Consider the following 23,476-nt stretch of genomic DNA (forward strand, 5'->3'; position numbering starts at 1 on the left):
CTTGTCACGCCTCGGGTTCGGGCACGTGGAAGTGCTCGTCGCGTAGCCGGAAGGCCTCCCTGGCGCCGTGCTGGGCGCGGGTCTTGACGAAGTTGAATTCGGCCGGCCCGAATTGCAGGTTGGTGCCGAAGGCGTGGAACAGGTAGCTGGCGACCTCCTCACCCTGATACGCCTGGCTCTGCTCGACAAGCCGGAACGCCTCCTTGGCGATGACGACCCCGTCGGCCGGCATCTTCGCCGCCTTCTCGGCCCAGTAGCGCGCCCGGGCGGTCACCGCGCCGGGATCGCAGGTGTCCGTGAAGATTCCGAGATGTTCGATCGCGCCCGCCTCGATGATGTCACCGGTCAACAGCAGGCGCCGCGCCAGCACCGGCCCGAGCCGGTGGAAGAACATGTGCAAGCTGCCCAGCGCTGGGCCCAGGAAGCGGGTTGCCGGCATGCCGACCTTGGTGTCCCGCGCGATGACGGAGATATCGGTCATCAGGGCCATCTCGAAACCGCCACCCAGCGCGTAGCCGGCGATCTCCCCCACCGTGACCTTGGGGAAACCCATGAAATTGTGATAGAAGCCAAAAGACTTGCGGTCCACGGCAAGTCGGCGACGCTGACTCGGGCGACGCTTGGCTGCCGCATCGTCGGACGCCTTGGCCTTGTCGCCGTACCAGCCGTACGCATTGTTCATGTCGGCCCCGGTGGAGAAGACTCCCTCGGCTCCGCGCAACAACACCACCGTGAGGTCGTCGTCATCGGCCACCCGGTCCAGGCAACGGGCGACGGCCTCGCGCATGCTGGCGTCATAGGAGTTCCGCTGTTGGGGATTGTTCAGCGTGACCGTCGCGATGCGCCGGTCTTGATCGATGTCGAAGAGCACGCGATCGTCAGAGGTGCTCGAAGCGGTCATTTATCGGACTCCTTTCGGCGCCTGCCGAACCGCGATCCGGCAAGCTTCTCGGGCCGTGACGCCAACGTGTTGACCTCGCCCGTACACAGCACTTCGTCGTCGAGCCACAGTCGCGCGGTCGACGTGATACCCCGTTCGCCTTCCGAGCGCGCGATGTCGAATCGCAGCTCCGTCAACACCGGTGTCGGTCTGCGGAACGTCACGGCCAAGGACCGGGTTTTGCCGGAAAGGCCGGTGACGCAATTGTGGTGCTGGATCACGCAGTCGAAGAAGACGCCCAGGAATCCGCCGTGCACCAGTCCCGGTGGCCCTTCGTAGATCACCGGGAATTCGACTCCTCCCGTTGCCTTCTCGGCATCGAATTCGGTGAACCGGTACTCGGGGAAACACGGGTTGTAGGCGCCGATGTCGGTGGCGTGATTGAGGTAGACGCGCCGGGGATCGTCGGGCAGTTCGCCGATGCGCGGTGCGTTGTCCGCCGGCGCGGCGGCCGACAACTCGCGCTCCCACTCGGTGAACTTCTCCAACATGGCATCCACCGCCGGGTGCGGATGTTCCAGCGACACCAGCAGCGAGCTCAGGCGGCGCATGGCGGCGGCGGCGGCCACGGTCTGGTCAAGCGGCGCCTCGCCGAATCTGGCGTTGTCGTCGGCGCGACCATCGGCGCCACTCCTCCTCATCGCTTACGCTCTGCATCGTCGTCGGCGCGACCATCGGCGCCACTCCTCCTCATCGCTTACGCTCTGCATCGTCGTCGGCGCGGGCCATGATTCTCTCTTTCACCTGGGTAGTTTCGCAGGCAGCGTATCCTTGCTAACTTATACAGCGTATCAATCGTATTGCCTACTGTATGGGTAACCGTATCGGCGGAGAAAGGCCGGATCGACGGTGAGTCAAGGGGCCGGCTCGGCCGGAGCCGAGGGGTCGGTAACAGTGCACCGAGACGGTGCGGTGTTACGGGTGACGCTTGATCGCCCATCCCGGCGTAACTCGTTGACGCAGTTGATGATCGGAACTCTGGTCGAGTCGCTGACGGTTGCCGCGTCCGACGACTCGCTGCGCGCCGTACACCTCCGCGGGGCCGGAGACGATTTCTGCGCCGGCTCCGACTGGGTGGCCGCCAACGATCCCGGCGGCCAACGTCCCCGCACCGGTGATCTGGTGCGCCGGGTTCCCCATGCCGCTCACCGCGTGATCGAACTCGTCGCCGGCATTCAGCTGCCGGTGGTGTGCAGCGTGCGCGGATGGGCCGTGGGATTCGGTTGCAATCTCGCCTTGGCCGCTGACTTCACCGTGGCCGCCGACGACGCGGTGTTCTGGGAGCCGTTCCTCGACCGCGGCTTCAGCCCGGACTCGGGGTCCACCTGGCTGGTGCCGCGGCTCGTCGGCCTGGCGCGGGCCCGGCGGATGCTGCTGCTCGGAGAGAAGGTGAGCGGGAACGACGCGGCCGACTGGGGGCTCATTCACCAGTCGGTGAGCGGCCCCGACCTCGACCGCGCCGCCGAGGAGCTGGTTGCCCGGCTGGCCTCCGGTCCGACGGCGGCGATCGGGCTGGCCAAGCAGGCCATGAACTTCGGACAGCATGCGACGCTGGGCCAGTCGCTGAACCAGGAGTTGTTCAATCTGGAGTTATCTTGCCGGACAGGCGATTTCAAAGAGGGCTTGGAGGCCTTCCGGCGGCGGCGGGATCCGGATTTTCGTGGACGCTAGCTCTCGGGCGTCGAGCGCGGGACCTACGCACGGGAACTGCCTCGAATTCGTCCATACGCCCCACACTCGACGTTCTCTGCAAAGCGAAGGGATGACCGATGCCCACTGATTCGTTCGACACCATCAAGTACGAGGTCGACGGGCACACCGCGACGATCACCCTCAATCGCCCGGACGCCCTCAATGCGCTCAGCCCGCACATGATCACCGAACTGCGGGCCGCCTACGACGAGGCCGAAAACGACGACAACGTCTGGCTGACCATCGTCACGGGCACCGGCCGCGCCTTCTGCACCGGCGCCGACGTCAAGGAGATCCCCGAAGACGGCAAGGTGATCTACGAGCGGCCGTACCTGTCGACGTATGACCAATGGGAGGCTCCGCAGGAGGGCACGCCGCCCTTTCGCACCACGGCCAAGCCGGTGCTGACCGCGGTGAACGGAATCTGTTGTGGCGCCGGTATGGATTGGGTCACCACGACAGACATCGTCATCGCCTCCGAGCAGGCAACCTTTTTCGATCCGCACGTCAGCATCGGACTGGTGGCCGGCCGCGAACTGGTTCGGGTATCCCGCGTGCTGCCCCGCTCGATCGCCCTGCGGATGGCCCTGATGGGCAAGCACGAGCGGATGAGCGCGGAGCGCGCCTATGAGCTGGGACTGATCAGCGAGGTCGTCGAGCACGACCGCCTGCTGGACCGGGCCCACGAGATCGCCGACATCGTCAATTCCAATGCGCCCCTGGCCGTCCGGGGCACCCGCCTGGCGATCCTCAAGGGCCTGAATGTGCCGCTGCACGAGGCGGAGATACTCGCCGAAACCTTCCGTGAGCGGGTGCTGCGGACCGAGGACGCGGCCGAGGGGCCCAAGGCTTTCGTCGAGAAGCGCAAGCCGAATTGGCAATGCCGGTGAACAAGCCGATGAGTTTCGAAACCATCCTGCTCGCGGTCGACGCCACCGATCACGTCGCCACCATCACCCTGAACCGGCCCGGGCAGCTGAACGCGTTCAACCGCACCATGTGTGAGGAGATGGCCCGCGCCTGGCACACGGTCAAACTCGACGAGTCCGTGCACGCGGTGGTGCTGCGCGCCGCCGGCGACCGGGCGTTCAGCGCGGGACTGGACATCAAGACGCCCTATGGGCAGCCCGAAAACATCTGGAACCACGAAGATCCCGGCGAAGCCCTGAGTCCCAAATGGCAGAAAATGTGGAAGCCGGTGGTCTGCGCGGTCCAGGGGATGTGCACCGCCGGCGCGTTCTACTTCATCAACGAATCCGACGTGGTCATCTGCTCGGAAGACGCCACGTTCTTCGACTCCCACGTGTCGGCCGGCCTGGTTTGCGCGCTGGAGCCGATCGGCCTGATGCGCCGCGTCGGCCTCGGCGAGACGCTGCGCATCGCCCTGATGGGCAACGACGAGCGGGTCAGCGCCGACACCGCGCTGCGCATCGGATTGGTCTCCGAGGTCGTCGCTTCCGGCCAGCTCTGGGACCGCGCCCATGAGATCGCGGCGACCATCGCCGCAAAGCCGCCAACGGCGACTCAGGGCACGGTCAAAGCGATTTGGGAGTCGCTGGACAAGCCGTATCGCGCCGCGCTGGAACAGGGCCTCATCTACACCCGGCTGGGAAACCCGCTGGGCACCGCGGAACTGGCCGCGCAGAAGACTCCCGGCGACGGGGCCACCAAACGCACACCGAAGATCCGCTGATGCCGCGTCACCCGCTCATCCAACGCATCGCCGATGTGCTCGACCTCGAACCAGACTCACGCGCCATCGAGTATGGCGGCCAATGGATCTCGTGGGAGCAGGTCGGCACCCTGGCGCAGCGCATCGCCGGCCTGAGCGCCGGCGCCGAGGTCGGGATGCTGCTGCGCAACCGGCCGGGGCACGTGGCGGCCTTTCTGGGTGTGCTGCTGGGCGGCGGAACCGTTGTGGTCATCAACCCGTCGCGCGGCGACGAGCGCACCAAGGCCGATGTCGCGAGGCTGCAGCTTGGATTGATCGTCGGCGAGCGCGACGATCTGACGGCGCTGGTGACGCCGGGCATCCCGACGGTCGCGATCTCGGGACCGGCCGACGACGTCGACGTGTCCGGGCAACCCGGCGCCGAGCCAGGCCCGTCGACCGGTGTCGCGGTGCGCATGTTGACCAGCGGCACGACGGGTCCACCCAAGCGAATCGACCTGACCTACGACATGTTGGCGCGCAGCGTGATGGGCTCCGAACCCGACCGCGCGCCGGCACCCACCGAGCTGCGGCGCGGCGTCGCCATCGTGAACTCGCCGCTGGTGCACATCGGCGGGGTATTCCGCGTGCTGCAATGCATCGCCGAGGCCCGACCGTTCGTGCTGTTGGAGCGATTCGAGCTGAACGCATGGGTCGACGCGGTGCGCACCCACCGGCCCCGCGCCGTATCGCTGGTACCGGCGGCCCTGCGCACGGTCTTGCACTCGGACGTGTCGCCGGCCGACCTGGACAGCGTCCGGGCCGTCACCTGCGGCACGGCGCCGCTGTCGGCCGATGATGCCGACGCCTTCACCGATAAGTACGGCATCCCGGTGCTGACCTCCTATGCCGCAACCGAGTTCGGGGGCGGCGTGGCGGGCTGGACCCTTCCCGACCATCAGCGGTACTGGCGAGCCAAACGAGGCAGCGTCGGACGGGCCAATCCGGGCGCCCAGCTCAGGGTGGTAGCCGACGACGGAACACTGCTCGGCCCAGACGAAGTCGGCCTGCTGGAGGTCAAGCCGGGCCAGCTGGGACCGGCCGCGCAATGGATGCGAACCACGGACATGGCACGCATCGACGCCGACGGGTTCCTCTGGATTGTCGGCCGCGCCGACCAGGCGATCATCCGCGGCGGCTTCAAGGTGATGCCCGACGACGTTCGCGCCGCGCTGGAGAGCCACCCCGCGGTGGCCGGCGCGGCGGTCATCGCCCGGCCCGACGAGCGGCTCGGAGAGACGCCGGTCGCCATGGTCGAACTGCGCGAGCCGGGTGCGGCCGACGCCGACGCGCTGGTGGTGCATCTGCGAGAGCGCTTGGCGCGCTATGAGATTCCGACCGAGATCGCGATCGTCGACGCCATTCCGCGAACGCCGTCGGGAAAACCCGATCTCGGCGCGATCCAGGAACACTTCCGCGAGCTCGCGGCGCCGCGCAACCATGCGCGCTGATCCTGTGACGGTCGCCGCGACGTTGCGACAGCAGGCCCGGGCGCGCGGGGATCACCCGCTGCTGGTCTGCGACGGCGACCGCATCGGATACGCCGAAGCCGATCACCGATCGGCGGAGCTCGCCCGCGGCCTGATGGCCCTCGGCGCCGGTAAGGGAACCCATGTGGGCCTCCTGCACCCGAACGGAAGCGACTTCGTCGTCGGCATGCTGGCGGCGGCGCGAATCGGTGCCGTGGTAGTCCCGTTCTCCACGTTCGTCACCGCCCGGGAACTGCGCGAGCAGCTGGTCGACAGCGACGTCCAAATCCTGCTGAGCGCCGGGTCTTTTCGGTCCCACGACTATGTGCAGCGACTGTCCGAGGTGATTCCGCGGGCCGACCTCGATTTCGGCGACCGCTTGTTTTGCGCCGCGGTGCCGCAGCTGCGCCACGTGGCGTTTGCGCACGACGCGGTGCGCGCGCTGGCCGGCAGCGTCGACGTGGCGCTGCTGCGGGCGAGCGAAGACGTTGTCTACGACTGCGATCCGCTGGCGATCGTCTACACGTCCGGGTCAACCAGTGCCCCCAAAGGGGTAGTGCATACGCATGGCGCACTGCTCGGACATCAGCGGAACCTCAACGCGATCCGCGGCCTGACCGCTTCGGACAAACTGTTCTGCAATTCGCCGTTCTTCTGGATCGGCGGGTTCGCGTTCGGCCTGCTGGCCACCCTGGTGGCCGGATCAACCCTGGTCTGCTCCAACGCCATCGACGCCGGGGCCACGCTCGACCTGTTGGAGGCCGAACGACCCACCATGACCAACGGGTTCGCGGCCGGCATCGCTCACCTCGCCGAGCACCCCAGCTACGCCGAGCGTGATCTGTCGTCGATGCGGCGCGGCAACCTCTACCCGATCATGGCCCCCGACACCCGCCCCGCCGACCCGGAGCTGCGGCACAACATGCTCGGGATGACCGAGGCCGGCAGCGTCGTCCTGATCAGCGAGGACGAATCCGACCAGCCCGAGACGCGGCGGGGATCATTCGGCAAGCCCGCGCCCGGCTTCGAGACGATGATCGTCGATCAGGACGCCTCCGGAGTCGGTGAACTCTGCATCCGCGGACCGTACGTGATGCAGGGCTACTACAAGCGCTCTCGCGAGGAGTGCTTCGACGCCGACGGCTGGTTTCACACCGGCGATCTGGTGCGCACCGACGACGACGGATTCGTCTACTTCGTCGGCAGGCTCAGCGCGATGGTCAAGACGGCGGGTGCCAACGTCTCGGCGGCCGAGGTCGAGCAGGCGATCACCCGGGTCACCGGCGCCGAGGCTTACGTGGTGGGCGTGCCCGATACCCAACGGGGAGAGCTGGTCGCGGCGGTGGTCGTGCAGCCGGATTTCGACGAGTCGGCCGTGCGGGAACGGCTCAAGGCGGAGCTGTCGTCGTACAAGATTCCCAAACGGTTTGTCTCCCTGTCCCGCGCCGATGTCCCGCTGTTGTCCAGCGGCAAGGTCGACACGCGGCGGCTGAGAAAGCTTTTCGATGCCTAGCACCATCGACCAACTGGTGCGGTTTCGGGCCCGGCACGACGCGGATACACCGATGGTGATCGATCCCACCTCGCGGCTCAGCTACCGCGAACTCGACTCCACCACAAGGGAACTGGCGGCCGTGTTTGTGGAAGCGGGCGTGGGCAAGGGCTCCCGGGTCGGGTTGATCATGCCCAACGGCACCCGCTGGGTACAGATCGCCGTCGCCCTGACACGCATCGGCGCCGTCCTGGTGCCACTGAGCACGCTGCTGCAGGCCGGCGAACTCGTCGCGCAATTGCGGGTCGCCGCCGTCCAGTTCCTGGTGAGCGTCGAAGAGTTTCGCGGCCATCGCTACCTCGACGACCTCAAGGCGGTGCCCGAGTCCGAAATTCCGGCGTTGCAACAGGTTTGGTCGACCGATCAGCTCGACAGCGCCCCCGCGAGTGACCGGGCCCGCCGGATCATCGATGCCATGACCGAAACGGTCACCCCCGCCGACGCGCTGGTCATCATGTTCACCTCGGGCAGCAGCGGATCACCCAAGGGCGTCCTGCACTCCCACGGCAATGCGCTGGGCGCCGTGCAATCGGGGCTGGCCGCGCGCTGCATCAGCGGCGAAACGCGCCTGTATCTGCCGATGCCGTTCTTCTGGGTGGGCGGGTTCGGCAGCGGAATCCTGTCCGTCCTGCTTGCCGGCGCCACCCTGGTGACCGAAGAATTGCCCCGGCCCGAAACCACGCTGAGACTGCTGGAGCGCGAACGGGTCACCCTGTTTCGTGGCTGGCCCGATCAGGCCGAGGCGCTTGCGCGGCACGCCGGCTCGGTCGGCGTGGATCTCTCGGCGCTGCGACCCGGCAGCCTGGAAGCCCTGTTGCCGCCCGAGCAGCGCGCTCGGCCCGGGGCGCGCGCGACGCTGTTCGGCATGACCGAGGCATTCGGGCCGTATTGCGGCTACCCCGCCGACACGGACATGCCCGCCACGGCGTGGGGCAGCTGCGGAAAGCCGTTTCCCGGCATGGAAGTCCGCGTCGTGGACCCCGAAAGCGGTATGCCCGTCGCGACGGGAACCGCCGGCATGATCCAGATCCGTGGACCGCACACGCTGCGGGGCATCTGCGGGCGCCGGCGCGAAGAGCTCTTCACCCCCGACGGCTTCTATTCGACCGGTGACCTCGGCCACCTCGACGAGCAGGGATTCCTGTTCTACCATGGGCGATCCGACGACATGTTCAAGGTCAGCGGAGCGACAGTCTACCCCAGCGAGGTCGAGCGCGCGCTGCGCACCATTGACGGGGTCGACCACGCCTTTGTCACCAGCGTGCCCGGCGCCGCGGGCGAACGGGTCGGCGCGGCGGTGGTATGCAACGACGCGCTCACCCGCGACCAACTTCATGCGTCGGCGCGAAAGTTGCTGAGCGCCTTCAAGGTACCCACGGTGTGGCTGCTGCTCCACTCCGGCGACGACGTTCCACGGGGCGGCACCGGGAAGGTCGACATCCGCCGGCTGCGGCAGATGTTGATCGACGCGAATCAGCCCTAGGGGACCCGCGTCCAGGGTTGACAATTCTGCGACTCGAAGGCCTTGACCGCGGAATTGATGTTCGCGTACATCGGACCGATGGAGGTATTCGTCTGCAGCACATGGTCCTTGTTCGCATCGGGCGTGCTGTAGGTGAACCACGAGCACATCGAGTCCTGCGTGGGCACATTGTTTATCCACACGCCGAAGGCCGAACCCGAGCCGCCCGTGTGGTAGAGCCCCGGCGCGATATCGGGCCCCACGACAAACACGCCGTTGCCGGGAATCGGGTCGAGTAGGTCGGCACGTGCGGGCGCCGCGAATGCGATCGCTGTCACGCACGCAACGAATCCGGCCACGGCACGAGGCGTTGGAGCCATCTCCTTCTCCATTCGTTGCCCACCCTGATGGCAGCGTATGCCTCAGTGGGCTTTGCTACAAGAGAAGGCGATGCCTACCGACGAGCTCCGGATACCGCCGACTTCGGTAGCCGACCGGCACGCGAGTGACCGCTCAGAACGTCACCCGTGACGAGCACGTCAAAGGCCAGATTCAGCCGCATCGGCTTGGTCACCGCCTGTCGCCACCGCAGCCGGGTACCACCCTCGGTCGACTCGCTCGTAAAGTCTTGCAACGCAACCGTTTCGTCCCTGTACGTCGCGGTGCCCGTCAGCCCACCGCGCAACTCGGTGAACGCGTACAGGACTGCCAGCGTGCCGATCGGGGTCTCGATCGTCACGTCCCAGTCGCCCTGGATGCTCACCCTAAACCTCCAGCGGTTCCCGGCCCACCGGTCGCCATACCGTGCCCCGCCGTTCGTATTCGAAGAGTTGCTCGACAGCGTGCGCGACTCGAGGACCATAGCCACGATCAAGCAGATGCAGTGCGAGATCGAGGCCCGACGTCACGCCCCCCGCCGTAATCAGATCTCCATCGTCGACGACACGGGCCGCGACCGGATGCACACCTGCGGCCTCGAGTAGCTCCAACCCCAGATGATGCGTGACCGCGTGGCGGCCTTCGATCAGTCCGGACATCGCCATGATGATCGAGCCGCCACACACCCCCGCCAGAATCACCTCCGGGTTGGCAGCGGCCTTGTGTAACAGCGGGGTCAGCGCGGTCTGGGCCGCCCGGGCCAAGACCACCGGGATGGTGTCGACACCGTCGTCGGGATCCCCGACGGTCGGTCCGCTGGCACCGGGCACGATCACCCAGCCGCGATCAGCCGGATCGATCGCGGCGGTGGCGGCCAGCGCCAGCCCGCGGGTACCGCTGATCACGGCGCGGGGCCCCTCGGCCGCCACCAACGTCACCGCTAGGTCGCCCGCGACCATCTCGGCACCGGCGGCCAGGACTTCGAACGGAGCGATGACGTCGAACGGGTCGAACCCGTCGTACAACACGATTTGCGCATGCACCCGGCTATGGTCACCCATCGCCGCACCGGAGAACAGTGGCTGGATTGCCACGTTGCGCCGGTATATTGCCAACCCATGCATGCTGTCGCGATCCTGGCTGAGCCCGATGCCATCGCGTTCGACCTTGCCATTGCGATTGAGGTGTTCGGCCGGGTCTTCTTCGAGGACGGCGCGCCGGGCTACCGAGTGCGCGTGTGTGGCTGCGAACCCGTCGTTACAGCGGGACCGATCCGGATCGCGACGGACTACGGCTTGGCTGAGCTCGGCGATGCCGACACCATCGTGGTGCCGGGCCGAAACGACGCCGCGGCACCGGTTCGCGACGACGTGATCGTCGCGCTGAAGTCCGCGTACGAAAAGGGCATTCGGATCGCATCGATCTGTAGCGGCGCCTTCACCTTGGCCGCCGCGGGAATCCTGGACGGCAAGCGGGCGGCCACGCACTGGTTGGCGGCCGAACTGCTGACGGCGACCTACCCGGCCGTAAGGGTCGACGCCGACGCGCTCTACATCGACGAAGGCCAGATCCTCACCTCGGCCGGAGCGTCTGCGGGACTTGACCTGTGCCTGCACCTGGTCGCCCGCGATTATGGGTCGGCCGCGGCGGCCGATGCCGCCCGCCTGGCCGTCACCCCGCTGCACCGCAGCGGTGGCCAGGCGCAATTCATCATCCGAAACCGCCGCATGTCCAGCACCGAACTCGATGAGTTACTGGTGTGGATCGAGAACAACGCGCACCGGCCGCTGGCGTTGCGCGACATTGCGCGCCGGGCGGCCAGTAGCGAGCGGACGCTCAATCGCCGGTTCAAGCACGAGACGGGCCAGACGCCGATGCAATGGGTCAACAACGTCCGGATCAGGCACGCGCAGCAACTGTTGGAGAGAACCTCCGACAGCATCGAAAAGATCGCGCGTCAAGTGGGTTTCGCGTCGACAACGAATTTCCGTGAGCAGTTTCGCCGGGTGGCCGGCGTGCCGCCGCAGAGTTATCGGCACACCTTTCGCCACCATGGCGGCGACGGTACCAGCTAGGGCGATCCGTCCCCGCCAGTCACCACCCCGCGCGCGATGAGGTGGTCGATCAACGGGACCGCGCCGGCGGCGAGATGCTCCGACATCGCCGCGCGCGCCAGCTCGCCGTCACGCTTTTTCAGCGCGGACAAGATCCGACGATGGTCCCTCATCGACTGCTCGGGCCAGCCCTCGATGGCGGGAAACACCGATTCGGGTGCGTAGCGGGTGATTTGCGACATCAGTTGCGCCAGCTTGGGCGAATCGGCGGCGATGTTGATGGCCCGGTGAAATTCGTGGTTCAGGCCGACGGTGTGCTCATGCTCGTCACCGGCATAGGCATTCTCCAACTGCGCCTGGATCTCTTTGAGCTCGCGTAGCTGATCGTCGGTGATGTTGAGCGCGGCCCGCGCGGCCAGCTCGCCGCCGACGTGCGCCTGCACGTTCGCCACGTCGGTGACATCGCGTCCGGTGACCGGCAGCACCACGAAACCCCGGCGCGGCTGTTGGGCGATCAAACCCTCGGCGCGCAGCGCGAACAGCGCCTCGCGCACCGGCGTGACACTGATGCCCAACTCCGCTGCCAATTGATCCAGCCGGACGTACGAGTCGGCGGCGTACGTGCCATCGAATATCCTGCTGCGGATCAAGCGCGCAACGTCCTCGGAAAGTTGCGGCCGCGCAGCGAAATCCGGAACGCTCATCGTGTCACACCCGATATTCGGCGAGCAGTCGCTTGCTGATGATGTTCTTCTGGATTTCGCTGGTGCCCTCGCCGATCAGCAGGAACGGCGCGTCGCGCATCAGCCGCTCGATCTCGTATTCCTTGGAATAGCCATAGCCGCCGTGGATCCGGAAGCTCTGCTGGGTGACCTCGGCGCAGTACTCGCTGCACAGGTACTTGGCCATCCCGGCGGCGACGTCATTGCGCTCCCCCGAGTCCTTCAGCCGCGCCGCGTTCACCATCATCAGGTGCGCCGCTTCGACTTTGGTCGCCATCTCGGCCAGCTGGAACGCGATGGCCTGATGCTCGGCGATCGGCTTGCCGAACGTCTCGCGTTGTTGCGCGTAACGCACCGCAAGCTCGAAAGCGCGAAGCCCGACGCCACAAGCCCGCGCCGACACGTTGACGCGGCCGACCTCGATGCCGTCCATCATCTGGAAAAAGCCCTGCCCCGTCGCCCCGCCGAGGACGTCATCGGCGCCGGCCTGGTAGCCGTCGAAAATCATCTCGGTGGTTTCGATGCCCTTGTAGCCCAGCTTGTCGATCTTGCCCGGAATACGCAGGCCCGGAACGACTTCGCCGAAGCCGACCGGCTTCTCGACCAGGAAGGCGGTCAGGTTGCGGTGCGGCTTGTCCGAGCCCTCGTCCGTGCGCACCAGCGTTGCCACCAGCGTCGCGGTGGCGCCGTTGGTCAGCCACATCTTCTGGCCATCGATCGTGTAGGTGCCGTCGTCGTTGCGTCGGGCCCGGGTCCGGATCGCGGCGACGTCCGAGCCCAGCTCCGGCTCCGACATCGAGAAGGCGCCACGCGTCTCGCCGGCCGCCATGCGCGGCAGGAAGCGTTGCTTCTGCTCGTCGGTGCCGTGCTGGCGCAGCATGTACGCCACGATGAAATGGGTGTTGAGCACCCCGGACACGCTCATCCACCCGCGCGCAAGCTCTTCGACGCACAGGGCGTAGGTCAGCAGTGATTCGCCCAGGCCGCCATATTCCTCGGGGATCATCAGCCCGAACAGACCCATGTCGCGCAGCTGGTCGACGATGGCCTGCGGGTAGGTGTCGGCGCGTTCGAGTTCAACCGCGTTGGGGATGACTTCCTTTTCGACGAATTGCCGGACGGTGGCGATGATTTCGGTCTGGACTTCGGTCAGCCCGAGCGTCTGGGCGAGTTTGGTCATGTGCTGTGTTTCCTTCCGGCTGCTCAGCCCGCGATGGTCTTGGCGTCCGTCAGGCGCTCGACGTCGGCGGTGGTCAGCCCCAGCAACCGCTGAAGGATCTCGGCGGTGTCTTGTCCCAAGGCGGGCGCCGGCGCGCTGGCGGGATGGATCCCGTCGAACGCCGCCGGTAGGCCCGGCGCGAAGTAGTCGCCGAGGCCCGGTTGCCGCAACCGCGAAAACAGCGGATTGTCAGTGACTTTCGGTCCCGCCGCGACCTCGGCAAAGGTGCGGTAGCGTTCGAACAGCACCGTGGTATTCGACAGCGCGGCGGTGACCTCGTCGGCGCTGTGATCGTTGAACCAGGTGGCGAACAACCCGGTCAGCACGTCCTGGTACCGGTACCGGTCGCCTTCGGACCCGAAGTCCACCCCGAGCGCCTCGGCAAGTGCCGACACAGCGTCCTGGGTGCCGGTGACCTCGACCAGATCGCGGAAGTGCCGCTTGGTCAGGGCGACGACCATGAACCGGCCGCCGTCGCGACTGGTGAAGTCCTGCCCGTACTGGCCGTAGATGGCGTTGCCCAGCCGTTCGCGTTGCGTCCCGTTGACCTGAGGTTCGGTGAGCAACCCCAGGTTGGCGGCGGTGGCCAGCGCGACGTCCTCCAACGCCAGGCTGATCCGCGTCCCCGCCCCGGACTTGTCGCGGCGATGGACGGCGGTGACGACGGACAGCGCGGCGTACAGTCCGCAGCACACGTCCCAGGCCGGCAGGACGTGATTGATCGGACCGGCATGATCGGCCGGGCCCGTGACGAGTGGATAGCCCAGGCCGGCGTTGACCGTGTAATCCACGCCGGTGGAACCGTCACCGCGCCCGAGTAACTGGACGTGGATGACGTCGGGGCGCTCGGCCGCCAGGACGTCGTGGCTCAGCCAGGACAGCCCGGCCGCGTTGGTCACGACGATGCCGTCACCCTCGACGATCAGGCGCTGGACCAGTGCCTGGCCGCCTTCGGAGCGCAGATCGATGGTGGCCGAACGCTTTCCCTTGTTCAGGCCCGTCCAATAGATCGACGTACCGTCCGCCGACAGCGGCCAGCGTTGCACGTCGGACGCACCACCGATAGGGTCGACCCGGATCACCTCTGCGCCAAGCTGATTCAGGGTCATTCCGCACAGCGGCGCGGCGACGAAGCTGGACACCTCGACAACGGTGAGGCCGTCCAGAGGCAGCCCGGGGTCGGTCATCTCGATGCGACCCGTTCGAAGACGGCGGCAAGCCCCTGCCCGCCGCCGATGCACATGGTCTCCAGCCCGTAGCGCGCCTGCCGCCGATTGAGCTCGCGCGCCAGCGTGGCCAGCATCCGTCCGCCCGTCGCCCCCACCGGGTGGCCCAGCGAGATTCCCGAACCGTGCACATTGGTCCGCTCATGGTCGGCCGCACCGAAATTCCATTCCCGCATCACCGCGAGCGCTTGCGCGGCAAAGGCTTCGTTGAGCTCGATGAGGTCGATGTCGGAGAGCTGCAGGCCCGCCTTGGACAGCGCCACCTCCGTCGCGGGGACCGGCCCGATGCCCATGACGTTGGGCGCCACCCCCGCCACCCCCCAGGACACCAGGCGCACCAACGGCTTCAGGCCGTACGCGTCGGCCCTCTCCGGCGTGGTCACCACGCACATGGACGCCGCGTCGTTCTGCCCGCTGGAGTTGCCGGCCGTGACCGTCGCCTCCGGGTCGTCTTTCAGCAGAACGGGTTTGAGCTTGCTCAGCGACTCCACCGACGTGTCCGCGCGCGGGTGTTCGTCGGCGTCGATGACTTCCTCGCCGCTGCGCGTGGGGACGGCAACCGGAACGATCTCCTCGGCGAGGACGCCGTCCTTCTGCGCGGCCACCGCGCGCTGATGCGACCGCACCGCCAGCTCGTCTTGTTCCTCGCGCGAAATCCCGTACTGGCGGCGCAGATTCTCGGCCGTCTCCAGCATTCCACCCGGCACCGGGTAGTGCCGTCCGCCGGCGGTCGTGCGTCCCCGCGCCAACCCGTCGTGCACCCGCACGCCGCCGCGAGCCCCGCCCCAGCGCATATCGGTCGAATAGAAGGCGACGTTGCTCATGCTCTCGCAACCCCCGGCGACGACGAGATCGTGGTCGCCATGGCCGACCTGCAGGCAGGCCTGGATCACCGCCTGCAGGCCCGACCCGCAACGCCGGTCGACCTGCATGCCCGGAACCGTCACCGGCAGGCCGGAATCCAGCGCGACCACGCGCCCGATCGCCGGCGCATCGCTGTTGGGATAGCAGTGGCCGAGGATGACGTCTTGCACGGCGTCGGCCGCCAGCCCGGTTCGCTCGAGCAGACCCTTCAGGGCGGTGACACCGAGGTCGACGGCGCTGAGCGCCTTGAACATTCCGCCGTAGCGGCCGATCGGCGTCCGCACCGGCTCACAGATGACGGTTTCACGGACCCCGCTCACAGGTGTCGGCCGCCGGTGATTTCCATGACGGTGCCGGTCATATACGACGACAGGTCGGAAGCCAGGAACAGGGCCACGCTGGCGACTTCGCTGGGCTCACCGGCCCGGCCCATCGGCACCTCGGCCACCTTCGAATCCCAAATGCGCTGCGGCATGGCCTCCGTCATCGCCGACCGGATCAAACCGGGGGCGATCGCGTTGACCCGGACGCCCAGATACGCCAGCTCTTTGGCGGCCGCCTTGGTCATGCCGACGATGCCGGCCTTGGCCGCCGAGTAGTTGGTCTGGCCGACCATGCCGACCTTCCCCGACACCGAGGACATGTTGATGATGGCGCCGCGCTTGTTTTCCCGCATGATGGCGGCGGCCAGCCGGGTGCCGTTCCAGGTTCCCTTCAGGTGGACGTTGATGACCTGATCGAACTGCTCCTCGGTCATCTTGCGCATCGTCGCGTCCCGGGTGATCCCGGCGTTGTTGACCATGATGTCCAGGCCGCCGAACCGCTCGACCGCGGTCTGGATCAGCGTCTCGACGTCGGAGGACTGGGTGACATCGCAGCGGACCGCGATCGCGACGTCGTCACCGCCCAGCTGCTTGGCCACCACCTGGGTCTCCTCGAGATTGACGTCACCGAGCACGACCCGCGCCCCCTCGGCGACGAAGCGCTCCGCGATGGCCAGACCGAGTCCTTGCGCTCCGCCGGTGATTACTGCGGTCTGACCTGCCAACAACGCCACCTGGATCACACATCCTTCTCTGTTATCGCCGCCATCGGGCACCCATCAGGCAAATATCATATTTGATATAGGATCCTCCCCTGAACCGGGGTGCCCCGGATCGGGAGAGGAGCGTGGAGCCGATGGCCACCGCCGAAATCGCCGAGGTCTCCGACGAGGACTTCCGCGAGATCCTGGCTCAGACAAGGCAATTCGTGCGCAGCGCGGTGGCCCCCCGCGAGCAGGAGATCCTCGACGAGGATCGTGTCCCCGACGACCTGCGCGACGAGGCCAAGCGGATGGGCCTGTTCGGCTACGCGATCCCCCAGGAGTGGGGCGGCCTCGGCCTCAACCTGATGCAAGACGTCGAGTTGGCGATGGAGCTGGGCTACACGTCGCTGGCACTGCGGTCGATGTTCGGCACCAACAACGGCATCGCCGGACAGGTTCTGGTCGGGTTCGGCACCGACGAACAGAAATCGCGCTGGTTGGAGTCGATCGCGTCCGGCGACGTCGTCGCGTCCTTCGCGCTGACCGAACCCGGCGCCGGATCCAACCCCGCCGGCCTGCGCACCAAAGCCGTTCGCGACGGCGACAATTGGGTGATCTCCGGGCAGAAGCGCTTCATCACCAACGCGCCCGTCGCCAACCTTTTCGTGGTGTTCGCCCGCACCCGGCCGGCCGACGACAAGGGACCCGGGATCGCGGTCTTTTTGGTGCCGGCCGATGCCGCCGGCGTGCAGGTGGGCGCCAAGGACGCCAAGATGGGCCAGGAAGGCGCGTGGACCGCCGACGTCGCCTTCGACGACGTCCGGGTGGACGACGCCGCACTGATCGGCGGCAGCGAAGACATCGGGTACCGCGCGGCCATGACCTCACTGGCCCGCGGCCGGGTGCACATCGCCGCGCTCGCCGTGGGCGCCGCCCAACGCGCGCTCGACGAATCCGTCGCGTATGCCGCCACGGCGACGCAGGGCGGGGCGGAGATCGGAAGCTTCCAGTTGGTGCAGGCGATGCTCGCCGACCAGCAGGCCGGCGTGATGGCCGGCCGCGCGCTGGTGCGGGACGCCGCGCGGCTGTGGGTCACCGATCAGGACCGCAGGATCGCGCCGTCGGCGGCCAAGCTGTTTTGCACCGAAATGGCCGGCAATGTCGCAGATCTCGCGGTGCAAATCCACGGCGGCAGCGGCTACATGCGAGGCGTTGCGGTCGAACGCATTTACCGCGACGTGCGCCTGCTGCGGCTCTACGAGGGCACCAGCGAGATTCAGCGCCTGATCATCGGATCGAATCTGGTCAAGGCGGCGGCGCGGACCACCACAACGAAGGAGCGTTAATGGCAGGCAGGCTTGCCGGAAAAGTGGCATTGATTACCGGCGCGGCGCGCGGCCAGGGCCGGGCGCACGCGGTGCGCATGGCCTCCGAAGGCGCGGACATCATCGCCGTCGATATCGCCGGCAAGCTTCCGTCCTGCGTTCCCTACGACCCGGCGAGCCCGGACGACCTGAGCGAGACCGTTCGCCTGGTCGAGGAAACGAACCGTCGCATCATCGCGTCGGTGGTGGACACGCGTGACTTCGACGGACTGCGAAGGGTCGTCGCGGACGGTGTCGCCGCGCTGGGCCGGTTGGACATCATCGTCGCCAACGCCGGGGTTGCGGCGCCGCAGGCATGGGACGACATCACACCGGAAGACTTTCGCGACGTCATGGACATCAACGTCACCGGAACGTGGAACACCGTGATGGCCGGGGCGGACAAGATCATCGAGGGCGGCCGCGGCGGCTCCATCATCCTGATCAGTTCCGCGGCCGGTATGAAGATGCAGCCGTTCATGATTCACTACACCGCCAGCAAGCACGCCGTCACCGGCCTGGCGCGCGCCTTCGCCGCCGAGTTGGGTAAGCATTCCATCCGGGTCAACAGCGTCCACCCCGGTCCGGTGAACACCCCGATGGGTTCGGGCGACATGGTCACGGCGGTGGGCAAGACGATGGAAACCAACCCGCAGCTGTCGCACGTCCTCACGCCGTTCCTGCCCGACTGGGTCGCCGAACCCGAGGAGATCGCCGACACCGTGTGCTGGCTGGCCAGCGACGAGTCCCGCAAGGTCACCGCCGCGCAGATCCCGGTCGATCAGGGCTCGACGCAGTATTGAGCTCAGCGCGGCGGGAATAGATCGCCGACGTCCGCGCTTTCAGGCCACATGAAAGCCTTCACCGAGACCGAACGCCAAGAGTTCCTGGCCGCGAAGCACGTCGGCGTCCTGTCCGTCGCGGCCACCGACGGCCGGCCGCCGGCCAGCGTCCCGATCTGGTACGACTACACGCCGGGCGGCAACGTCCGGATCATGACCGGCGCGTCCAGCCGCAAGGCGCGGCTCATCGAGCGGGCCGGGGTGGTGACGCTCGTCGTCCAGCGCGAGGAGCCGCCGTACCAGTACGTGGTGGTCGAGGGCAGCGTCGTCGAAACCACGAAGCCGGCCCCGGCCGACTTGCAGGAAGCAATCGCCATTCGCTACCTCGGCGAGGAAGGTGGGCGCGCGTTCGTCCGCAGCATGGAGGGCGTCGAGGAGGTGCTGTTCACCATCCGGCCCGACCGCTGGCTGAGCGCCGACTTCACCGGCGACCTATAAGCGCGGAGATATACGCGCATACGCCGATGTTTTGCCGCATGCGGCCAACCCATGCTGGCTAGCATGAGCAAAATCGATCCTCGGGCGGGCACGCCACCCTTGGAATGGAGCGACCTGGGCGTAGGCGAAGGCATGAACGAGCCCCTGCCGACCGGCACCGTGACACTGCTGCTGGCCGACGTCCAGGGTTCGACGCAGCTATGGGACTCCCAGCCGCGGGAGATGACCGCGGCGATCGCGAAGCTGGACCAAACACTCGCCCGGTTGGTCGGGGCGCATCACGGAATCCGTCCGGTCGAGCAGGGTGAGGGTGACAGCTTCGTCATAGCCTTCAGCCGCGCGTCGGACGCGGTGGCGTGCGCGCTCGCATTGCAACGGGCGCCGCTGGCGCCGCTGCGGCTGCGGATCGGGGTGCACACCGGCGAGGTTCAGTTGCGCGACGAGAACAACTACGTGGGGCCGGCCATCAACCGGACGGCGCGACTCCGCGAGCTCGCGCATGGCGGCCAAACGGTGTTATCGGGTACCACCGGCGATCTGGTTGCCGACACGCTCGCCGACGGGGCGTGGTTGAACGACCTCGGCATCCACGCGCTGCGGGATTTGCCGCGGCCGGAGCGGGTTGTGCAGCTGTGCCATCCCGACCTCCGCAACGAATTTCCGCCCCTTCGACACCGCGAATCCGTTGTCTCTCAGCGCCTTCCCGCACAACTGACCAGCTTTGTGGGTCGCGACGCCGAAATGCGCGAGGTGCGAGGTCTTCTCGCGCAGCACAGGTTCGTGACGTTGACGGGCGCCGGCGGTGCGGGCAAGACCCGGCTGGCGGTGCAGATCGCGGCCTCGGTCGCCGCCGACTACGCCGACGGAATCTGGTACGTGGACCTGGCTCCCCTCGCCGACGCCGACCTGGTGCCCATTACCACCGCCCGGGCGCTGGGGCTGCCGGATCAGCCGGGGCGATCCCCGGAGAAATGCCTGCTGCAGTTCGTCGGCGACCGCCACATGCTCGTGGTGCTCGACAACTGCGAGCACGTGCTGGACGCCAGTGCGGGACTTACCGGTGCGCTATTGGGGGGTTGCCCGCGACTGACGGTGCTGGCGACGAGCCGCGAGCCGATCGGCGTGAGCGGCGAGGTGACGTGGCGGGTACCGTCCCTGTCGTTCGACGACGACGCCACGCGGCTGTTCGCCGACCGCGCGAGCAATGCGCGCCCCGGCTTCACCGTCGACGACGACAACGCGGCCGCGGTATACGAGATCTGCCGTCGCCTCGACGGCATGCCGCTAGCGATCGAGCTGGCGGCGGCGCGTGTCCGCGCGCTGTCGCTGCACGAGATTCTGGCCGGCCTGCAGGACCGGTTCCGGTTGCTGACGGGCGGGTCGCGGACGTCGGTGCGCCGCCAGCAGACGCTGCGCGCCTCGGTGGACTGGTCACACGCGCTGTTGACCGAGCCCGAGCGGATCCTGTTCCGCCGGCTGGGGGTTTTCATGGGCGGGTTCGACCTCGACGCTTGCCGAAAGGTGGTCTGCGACCAGGATTTGGCGTCTCACCAGGTGCTGGACGTGCTCGCGCTGCTCATTGACAAGTCGCTGGTGACGGCCGAATCTGCCGGCGGCCCCATGCGATACCGGCTGCTGGAGACGATCCGCCAGTACGCGCAGGAAAAGCTCGGCGAATGCCCCGAGGTCGTCGCCATTCGGGACCGGCACCGCGAGCACTACGCTGATCTGGCGGCGGCTGTCGACGCGCCGGGCGACGAAAGGCTCGAACTCCTCCTCGATCGAGCGCAGGCCGAGATCGACAACCTGCGTGCCGCTTTCGCGTGGAGCCGGGAGAACTCCGACACCAACGGCGCGCTGCAACTGGCGACGTCGCTGCAGCCGCTGTGGCTCACCCGGGGCGGCCTCAGGGAGGGATCGGACTGGCTCGACGCGGGTCTAGCGGACGCCGAGCGTCCGGGCGCCGAGGTGTCGCCCCGAGCGATGGCGAGGGCGCTGGCCGACAAGGCATTCCTGGACAACATGCGCGACCCGGAAAGCCTTGCGCGAGCGCAGCGTTCGCTGGCGATCGCGCGCGAGCTGGACGATCCGGCGTTGCTGGTGCGGACTCTCACGGCTTGCGGTCGCCTCGCCGCGTGGAACGCGGAACTCGCCCGACCGTATTTGTCGGAGGCGGAAGACTTGGCACGGGCCATAGGTGACCGGTGGAGACTGGCCCAGATCCTCTACAGCAAGGCCCTGACGGCGACAGTCGGCACGGGTGATCCCGCCGCCGCCGTGGCGGCAGCGACCGAGGGGCGCGACCTCGCGGACGCGATCGGCGACCAAGGCTACTCACGCGGATGCCGTTGGTGTCTGATCGCTGCGCAATGGGTGTTCGGTGACGTCACAGGCGCCGCGGCGCGACTCCGCGAATTGATGAACGAAGCCGACGCGACGCACGGCCTGATCTGGCAGGTGTCCGCCCGCGAGCGTCTGGGCCACGTTTCGGCGCACACCGGACAGCCGGACGAAGGTCGCGCCCTCGCGGGTGACGCCCTCGACGGCGCCGCCGAGATCGGCCGGTATATGGAGGGCGTGGTGTACTCGTCGCTGGCCTACGCGGCGCTGGCCGGTGGCGATATCGACGCGGCCACCGAGGCCGGCGACGCCGCACGCGAGCGGTTCGGGGACTGGCCGCTTGCGTCCACCACCGCGAAGCCCTGGGCGCAGGTCGCGCTGGCCCGCGGCGACCTGACATCCGCGCGTCGCTTCGCCGAGGAGGACACCGCGTCCGGTGCAGGGTGGTTCATGGTGCAGGCGCTGACGACCCGTGCGCGTGTGGCGCTGGCGGAAAACGAACCGGGCCAGGCCGAACGCGACGCCCACGACGCGCTGACCCGTGCGGTCGAATTGCGGGCGCACCTATTCGTTCCAGACCTGCTGGAGTGCCTCGCCCAGTTGGCACACCTTGCCGGGAGCCACCCGGAGGCGGCACGGCTCTTCGGCGCGGCGGATGCGGTCCGTCGGCGCACCGGCATAGTCCGCTTCCGGGTGTACGACGCGGACTACCAGGCGTCATTGGAGCAGACCCGTAACGCCTTGACGGACAAGGAGTTCGACGCCGCGTGGGCCGCCGGTGCTGCGCTGTCCATCGAGGAGGCGATCGCCTACGCCCGGCGCGGACGAGGCGAACGCAAGCGGCCGCCCACGGGCTGGGACTCGCTGACCCCGACCGAACGCGACGTCGTGCGCCTCGTCGCCGAGGGACTGGGCAACAAGGACATCGGCGAACGCCTCTTCATTTCCCCGCGCACCGTGCAGACGCACCTGACCCACGTCTACGCGAAACTCGGGCTCACGTCGCGGATGCAGCTGGCTCAGGAAGCCGCCCGCCGATCAGTGCTTGACTAGCTCCAGCGTGCCCAGCTCGCGGATCGCCTGGCAGCCGCGGCTGAGCATGGCCAGCACCATGTCGTCGCCACGCTCGGTCGCGGCGGCGAACGCGAACCCCAGCGCCGAGATCAGCGGCGCCTGCAGCACCCCGAGCCGGTAATCGCGCCAACATGTTTCGCGGTCGTAGTCGCTGACACCGCCGGCCGTCAGCGCCCGATGGTAGTCGGCGACCAGCGCCTCCTCGATGCCGGCGCGCAGCTGCGAATTGAGGCTGGTTGCGGTGAAGTACGCGAGATCCCGGGTCGGCAGGCCCACCCCGAGCGTCTGCCAGTCGACCACGCTGACCCGGGTCCGGTCCGGGTCGAACAGCAGATTGTCCAGCCGGTAGTCGCCGTGCAGCAGGGCGAACCGGTCGTACTCGGACAGCAGCCACGGTGTGATCACACCCATTGCCGCGCTGAAGGTATCGCGGTCTTCGGCGCTCATCCGATCGCCCAGCTTCTCCAGCGTGATATCGGCGCTCATCTTCGCCACTTCGCCCATGCCGGCAGCGCCGGCCTCATCCGGGCGCCCGAACGCGATGCCGGGGAAATCGAGCCAGGCGGGATCGCACCAGGTCGGCGCGTGCAGGCCGGCGAGGGCGTTAACCGCCAGGCGCGCTTCGGCTTCGCCGCAACCAATGAGCTGATCGCCCTGCACCGCCGGCGCCTGATCCGCGAGCAGCAGGGCGAAATCCATTGCGTCTTCGCTGATCTCGGAGTAGAAGCACCGCGGGGTCGGCACCTGCACCCGGTCCACCACCGAGGAGTAGAACGCGCATTCGCTGCGGTAGCCGATCACCACCCGGTCGCGCACGGTGTCGTCCTGGGCGGGCAGCTTGATCACGAAGGTCTGCGGAAGGTCACCGGGATCCGTCGCGTAGCGGGCGCTCACCCGGTAGGTCGCCCCGGTCTGTCCCGTGCCGATCGCGACCACGTCCACCTCGGCGACCTCGACGGGCGCGCCGCGGCCACTGAGCGCGGCCGACAGCCATGCCGGGGTCACGTCGCCGGGGTAACGCGGTATCGACGACAGCACAGCACTCATTCCCAGCACGCCTCCTGCCCGCGGACAGCTCGATCCGACTGACCAACTGTAAGGC

The 23,476-nt window shown here is 67.6% G+C and carries 22 protein-coding genes; 11 read left to right on the forward strand and 11 right to left on the reverse strand.

Annotated features, from left to right (window positions below; genetic code table 11):
• Window positions 1-4: 4 nt before the first annotated feature.
• Both QGN31_RS18355 and QGN31_RS18360 read right to left on the reverse strand, forming a co-directional pair.
• Window positions 5-901, reverse strand: coding sequence for an enoyl-CoA hydratase/isomerase family protein (locus QGN31_RS18355; RefSeq protein WP_043954619.1), 897 nt, complete (start codon window positions 899-901; stop codon window positions 5-7).
• Window positions 898-1,581 carry a hypothetical protein gene (locus QGN31_RS18360; RefSeq protein WP_014384110.1) on the reverse strand — a complete coding sequence of 228 codons (684 nt, stop codon included), beginning with the start codon at window positions 1,579-1,581 and terminating at the stop codon, window positions 898-900. The genes QGN31_RS18355 and QGN31_RS18360 overlap by 4 nt, the downstream gene beginning before the upstream one ends.
• Window positions 1,582-1,789: 208 nt before the next feature.
• Between QGN31_RS18360 and QGN31_RS18365 the strand changes: the two genes are divergently transcribed.
• The 6 genes from QGN31_RS18365 (at window position 1,790) to QGN31_RS18390 (ending at window position 8,847) form a co-directional block, all read left to right on the forward strand.
• The gene (locus tag QGN31_RS18365; RefSeq protein ID WP_014711112.1) at window positions 1,790-2,611 is read left to right on the forward strand and encodes an enoyl-CoA hydratase/isomerase family protein; all 822 of its coding nucleotides are present in this window, start codon (window positions 1,790-1,792) and stop codon (window positions 2,609-2,611) included.
• Between the two features lie 98 nt (window positions 2,612-2,709).
• Window positions 2,710-3,522, forward strand: a complete 813-nt coding sequence (locus QGN31_RS18370) for an enoyl-CoA hydratase/isomerase family protein (protein ID WP_014382113.1) — start codon at window positions 2,710-2,712, stop codon at window positions 3,520-3,522.
• Window positions 3,513-4,325, forward strand: coding sequence for an enoyl-CoA hydratase/isomerase family protein (locus QGN31_RS18375; protein WP_014382112.1), 813 nt, complete (start codon window positions 3,513-3,515; stop codon window positions 4,323-4,325). Before QGN31_RS18370 ends, QGN31_RS18375 begins: the two co-directional genes overlap by 10 nt.
• Window positions 4,325-5,794: a class I adenylate-forming enzyme family protein gene (locus QGN31_RS18380; RefSeq protein WP_009952883.1), complete on the forward strand. Its 1,470-nt coding sequence runs from the start codon at window positions 4,325-4,327 to the stop codon at window positions 5,792-5,794. Before QGN31_RS18375 ends, QGN31_RS18380 begins: the two co-directional genes overlap by 1 nt.
• The gene (locus tag QGN31_RS18385; protein WP_029384217.1) at window positions 5,784-7,325 is read left to right on the forward strand and encodes a class I adenylate-forming enzyme family protein; all 1,542 of its coding nucleotides are present in this window, start codon (window positions 5,784-5,786) and stop codon (window positions 7,323-7,325) included. Before QGN31_RS18380 ends, QGN31_RS18385 begins: the two co-directional genes overlap by 11 nt.
• Window positions 7,318-8,847 (forward strand): class I adenylate-forming enzyme family protein, encoded by a 1,530-nt coding sequence (locus QGN31_RS18390; protein WP_014941525.1) that lies wholly within the window; start codon window positions 7,318-7,320, stop codon window positions 8,845-8,847. The genes QGN31_RS18385 and QGN31_RS18390 overlap by 8 nt, the downstream gene beginning before the upstream one ends.
• Here QGN31_RS18390 and QGN31_RS18395 read toward each other — a convergent pair.
• From QGN31_RS18395 to QGN31_RS18405, 3 genes are all read right to left on the reverse strand, one after another.
• A complete protein-coding gene (locus tag QGN31_RS18395) occupies window positions 8,844-9,206 on the reverse strand; it encodes a hypothetical protein (protein WP_041785422.1) in 363 nt (120 codons plus the stop codon). The genes QGN31_RS18390 and QGN31_RS18395 overlap by 4 nt on opposite strands.
• A gap of 74 nt (window positions 9,207-9,280) precedes the next feature.
• Entirely contained in the window at window positions 9,281-9,589 is a 309-nt protein-coding gene (locus QGN31_RS18400; RefSeq protein WP_014384103.1) for a hypothetical protein, read from the reverse strand.
• Between the two features lies 1 nt (window position 9,590).
• Window positions 9,591-10,247, reverse strand: a complete 657-nt coding sequence (locus QGN31_RS18405; RefSeq protein ID WP_009952875.1) for a DJ-1/PfpI family protein — start codon at window positions 10,245-10,247, stop codon at window positions 9,591-9,593.
• Window positions 10,248-10,322: 75 nt separating this feature from the next.
• Between QGN31_RS18405 and QGN31_RS18410 the strand changes: the two genes are divergently transcribed.
• Entirely contained in the window at window positions 10,323-11,279 is a 957-nt protein-coding gene (locus QGN31_RS18410) for a GlxA family transcriptional regulator (RefSeq protein WP_014384102.1), read from the forward strand.
• On the opposite strand, the gene QGN31_RS18415 is transcribed toward QGN31_RS18410, so the two are convergent.
• The 5 genes from QGN31_RS18415 to fabG are packed head-to-tail and all read right to left on the reverse strand — an operon-like array spanning window position 11,276 to window position 16,355.
• Window positions 11,276-11,962 (reverse strand): GntR family transcriptional regulator, encoded by a 687-nt coding sequence (locus QGN31_RS18415; RefSeq protein WP_009952873.1) that lies wholly within the window; start codon window positions 11,960-11,962, stop codon window positions 11,276-11,278. The two genes, QGN31_RS18410 and QGN31_RS18415, sit on opposite strands and share 4 nt — an antisense overlap.
• Before the next feature lie 4 nt (window positions 11,963-11,966).
• Window positions 11,967-13,160, reverse strand: coding sequence for an acyl-CoA dehydrogenase family protein (locus QGN31_RS18420; RefSeq protein WP_014941523.1), 1,194 nt, complete (start codon window positions 13,158-13,160; stop codon window positions 11,967-11,969).
• A gap of 23 nt (window positions 13,161-13,183) precedes the next feature.
• Entirely contained in the window at window positions 13,184-14,386 is a 1,203-nt protein-coding gene (locus QGN31_RS18425; RefSeq protein ID WP_014384100.1) for a CoA transferase, read from the reverse strand.
• Window positions 14,383-15,609 (reverse strand): acetyl-CoA C-acetyltransferase, encoded by a 1,227-nt coding sequence (locus tag QGN31_RS18430; RefSeq protein ID WP_014384099.1) that lies wholly within the window; start codon window positions 15,607-15,609, stop codon window positions 14,383-14,385. The genes QGN31_RS18425 and QGN31_RS18430 overlap by 4 nt, the downstream gene beginning before the upstream one ends.
• Window positions 15,606-16,355: a 3-oxoacyl-ACP reductase FabG gene (gene fabG / locus QGN31_RS18435; protein ID WP_008254916.1), complete on the reverse strand. Its 750-nt coding sequence runs from the start codon at window positions 16,353-16,355 to the stop codon at window positions 15,606-15,608. The genes QGN31_RS18430 and fabG overlap by 4 nt, the downstream gene beginning before the upstream one ends.
• 113 nt (window positions 16,356-16,468) lie before the next feature.
• Here fabG and QGN31_RS18440 point away from each other — a divergent pair, with 113 nt between their 5' ends.
• The 4 genes from QGN31_RS18440 to QGN31_RS18455 all read left to right on the forward strand — a co-directional run bounded on the left by QGN31_RS18440 (window position 16,469) and on the right by QGN31_RS18455 (window position 22,353).
• The gene (locus tag QGN31_RS18440) at window positions 16,469-17,662 is read left to right on the forward strand and encodes an acyl-CoA dehydrogenase family protein (RefSeq protein ID WP_041785419.1); all 1,194 of its coding nucleotides are present in this window, start codon (window positions 16,469-16,471) and stop codon (window positions 17,660-17,662) included.
• Entirely contained in the window at window positions 17,662-18,483 is an 822-nt protein-coding gene (locus QGN31_RS18445; RefSeq protein WP_009952866.1) for a mycofactocin-coupled SDR family oxidoreductase, read from the forward strand. The genes QGN31_RS18440 and QGN31_RS18445 overlap by 1 nt, the downstream gene beginning before the upstream one ends.
• A gap of 48 nt (window positions 18,484-18,531) precedes the next feature.
• Window positions 18,532-18,960, forward strand: a complete 429-nt coding sequence (locus QGN31_RS18450; protein ID WP_009952864.1) for a pyridoxamine 5'-phosphate oxidase family protein — start codon at window positions 18,532-18,534, stop codon at window positions 18,958-18,960.
• Window positions 18,961-19,092: 132 nt separating this feature from the next.
• Complete coding sequence (locus QGN31_RS18455; protein ID WP_043955646.1) at window positions 19,093-22,353, forward strand: helix-turn-helix transcriptional regulator; 3,261 nt, start codon at window positions 19,093-19,095, stop codon at window positions 22,351-22,353.
• Here the strand turns inward: QGN31_RS18455 and QGN31_RS18460 are convergent.
• Entirely contained in the window at window positions 22,339-23,421 is a 1,083-nt protein-coding gene (locus QGN31_RS18460) for a phosphotransferase family protein (protein WP_043954615.1), read from the reverse strand. The genes QGN31_RS18455 and QGN31_RS18460 overlap by 15 nt on opposite strands.
• Window positions 23,422-23,476 lie beyond the last annotated feature (55 nt).

The organism is Mycobacterium sp. 2-64, from assembly GCF_035918375.1.
Classification (GTDB): domain Bacteria; phylum Actinomycetota; class Actinomycetes; order Mycobacteriales; family Mycobacteriaceae; genus Mycobacterium; species Mycobacterium intracellulare.

Bases quoted from the DNA above. Each gene is read 5' to 3' on its own strand.
- QGN31_RS18355 (WP_043954619.1), bottom strand. From the start codon at position 901: ATGACCGCTTCGAGCACCTCTGACGATCGCGTGCTCTTCGACATCGAT.
- QGN31_RS18375 (WP_014382112.1), top strand. From the start codon at position 3,513: ATGCCGGTGAACAAGCCGATGAGTTTCGAAACCATCCTGCTCGCGGTC.
- QGN31_RS18445 (WP_009952866.1), top strand. From the start codon at position 17,662: ATGGCAGGCAGGCTTGCCGGAAAAGTGGCATTGATTACCGGCGCGGCG.
- QGN31_RS18440 (WP_041785419.1), top strand. From the start codon at position 16,469: ATGGCCACCGCCGAAATCGCCGAGGTCTCCGACGAGGACTTCCGCGAG.
- QGN31_RS18380 (WP_009952883.1), top strand. From the start codon at position 4,325: ATGCCGCGTCACCCGCTCATCCAACGCATCGCCGATGTGCTCGACCTC.
- QGN31_RS18390 (WP_014941525.1), top strand. From the start codon at position 7,318: ATGCCTAGCACCATCGACCAACTGGTGCGGTTTCGGGCCCGGCACGAC.
- QGN31_RS18410 (WP_014384102.1), top strand. From the start codon at position 10,323: ATGCATGCTGTCGCGATCCTGGCTGAGCCCGATGCCATCGCGTTCGAC.
- QGN31_RS18385 (WP_029384217.1), top strand. From the start codon at position 5,784: ATGCGCGCTGATCCTGTGACGGTCGCCGCGACGTTGCGACAGCAGGCC.
- QGN31_RS18415 (WP_009952873.1), bottom strand. From the start codon at position 11,962: ATGAGCGTTCCGGATTTCGCTGCGCGGCCGCAACTTTCCGAGGACGTT.
- QGN31_RS18420 (WP_014941523.1), bottom strand. From the start codon at position 13,160: ATGACCAAACTCGCCCAGACGCTCGGGCTGACCGAAGTCCAGACCGAA.
- QGN31_RS18425 (WP_014384100.1), bottom strand. From the start codon at position 14,386: ATGACCGACCCCGGGCTGCCTCTGGACGGCCTCACCGTTGTCGAGGTG.
- QGN31_RS18360 (WP_014384110.1), bottom strand. From the start codon at position 1,581: ATGAGGAGGAGTGGCGCCGATGGTCGCGCCGACGACAACGCCAGATTC.
- QGN31_RS18450 (WP_009952864.1), top strand. From the start codon at position 18,532: ATGAAAGCCTTCACCGAGACCGAACGCCAAGAGTTCCTGGCCGCGAAG.
- QGN31_RS18455 (WP_043955646.1), top strand. From the start codon at position 19,093: ATGAACGAGCCCCTGCCGACCGGCACCGTGACACTGCTGCTGGCCGAC.
- QGN31_RS18370 (WP_014382113.1), top strand. From the start codon at position 2,710: ATGCCCACTGATTCGTTCGACACCATCAAGTACGAGGTCGACGGGCAC.
- QGN31_RS18395 (WP_041785422.1), bottom strand. From the start codon at position 9,206: ATGGCTCCAACGCCTCGTGCCGTGGCCGGATTCGTTGCGTGCGTGACA.
- QGN31_RS18460 (WP_043954615.1), bottom strand. From the start codon at position 23,421: ATGAGTGCTGTGCTGTCGTCGATACCGCGTTACCCCGGCGACGTGACC.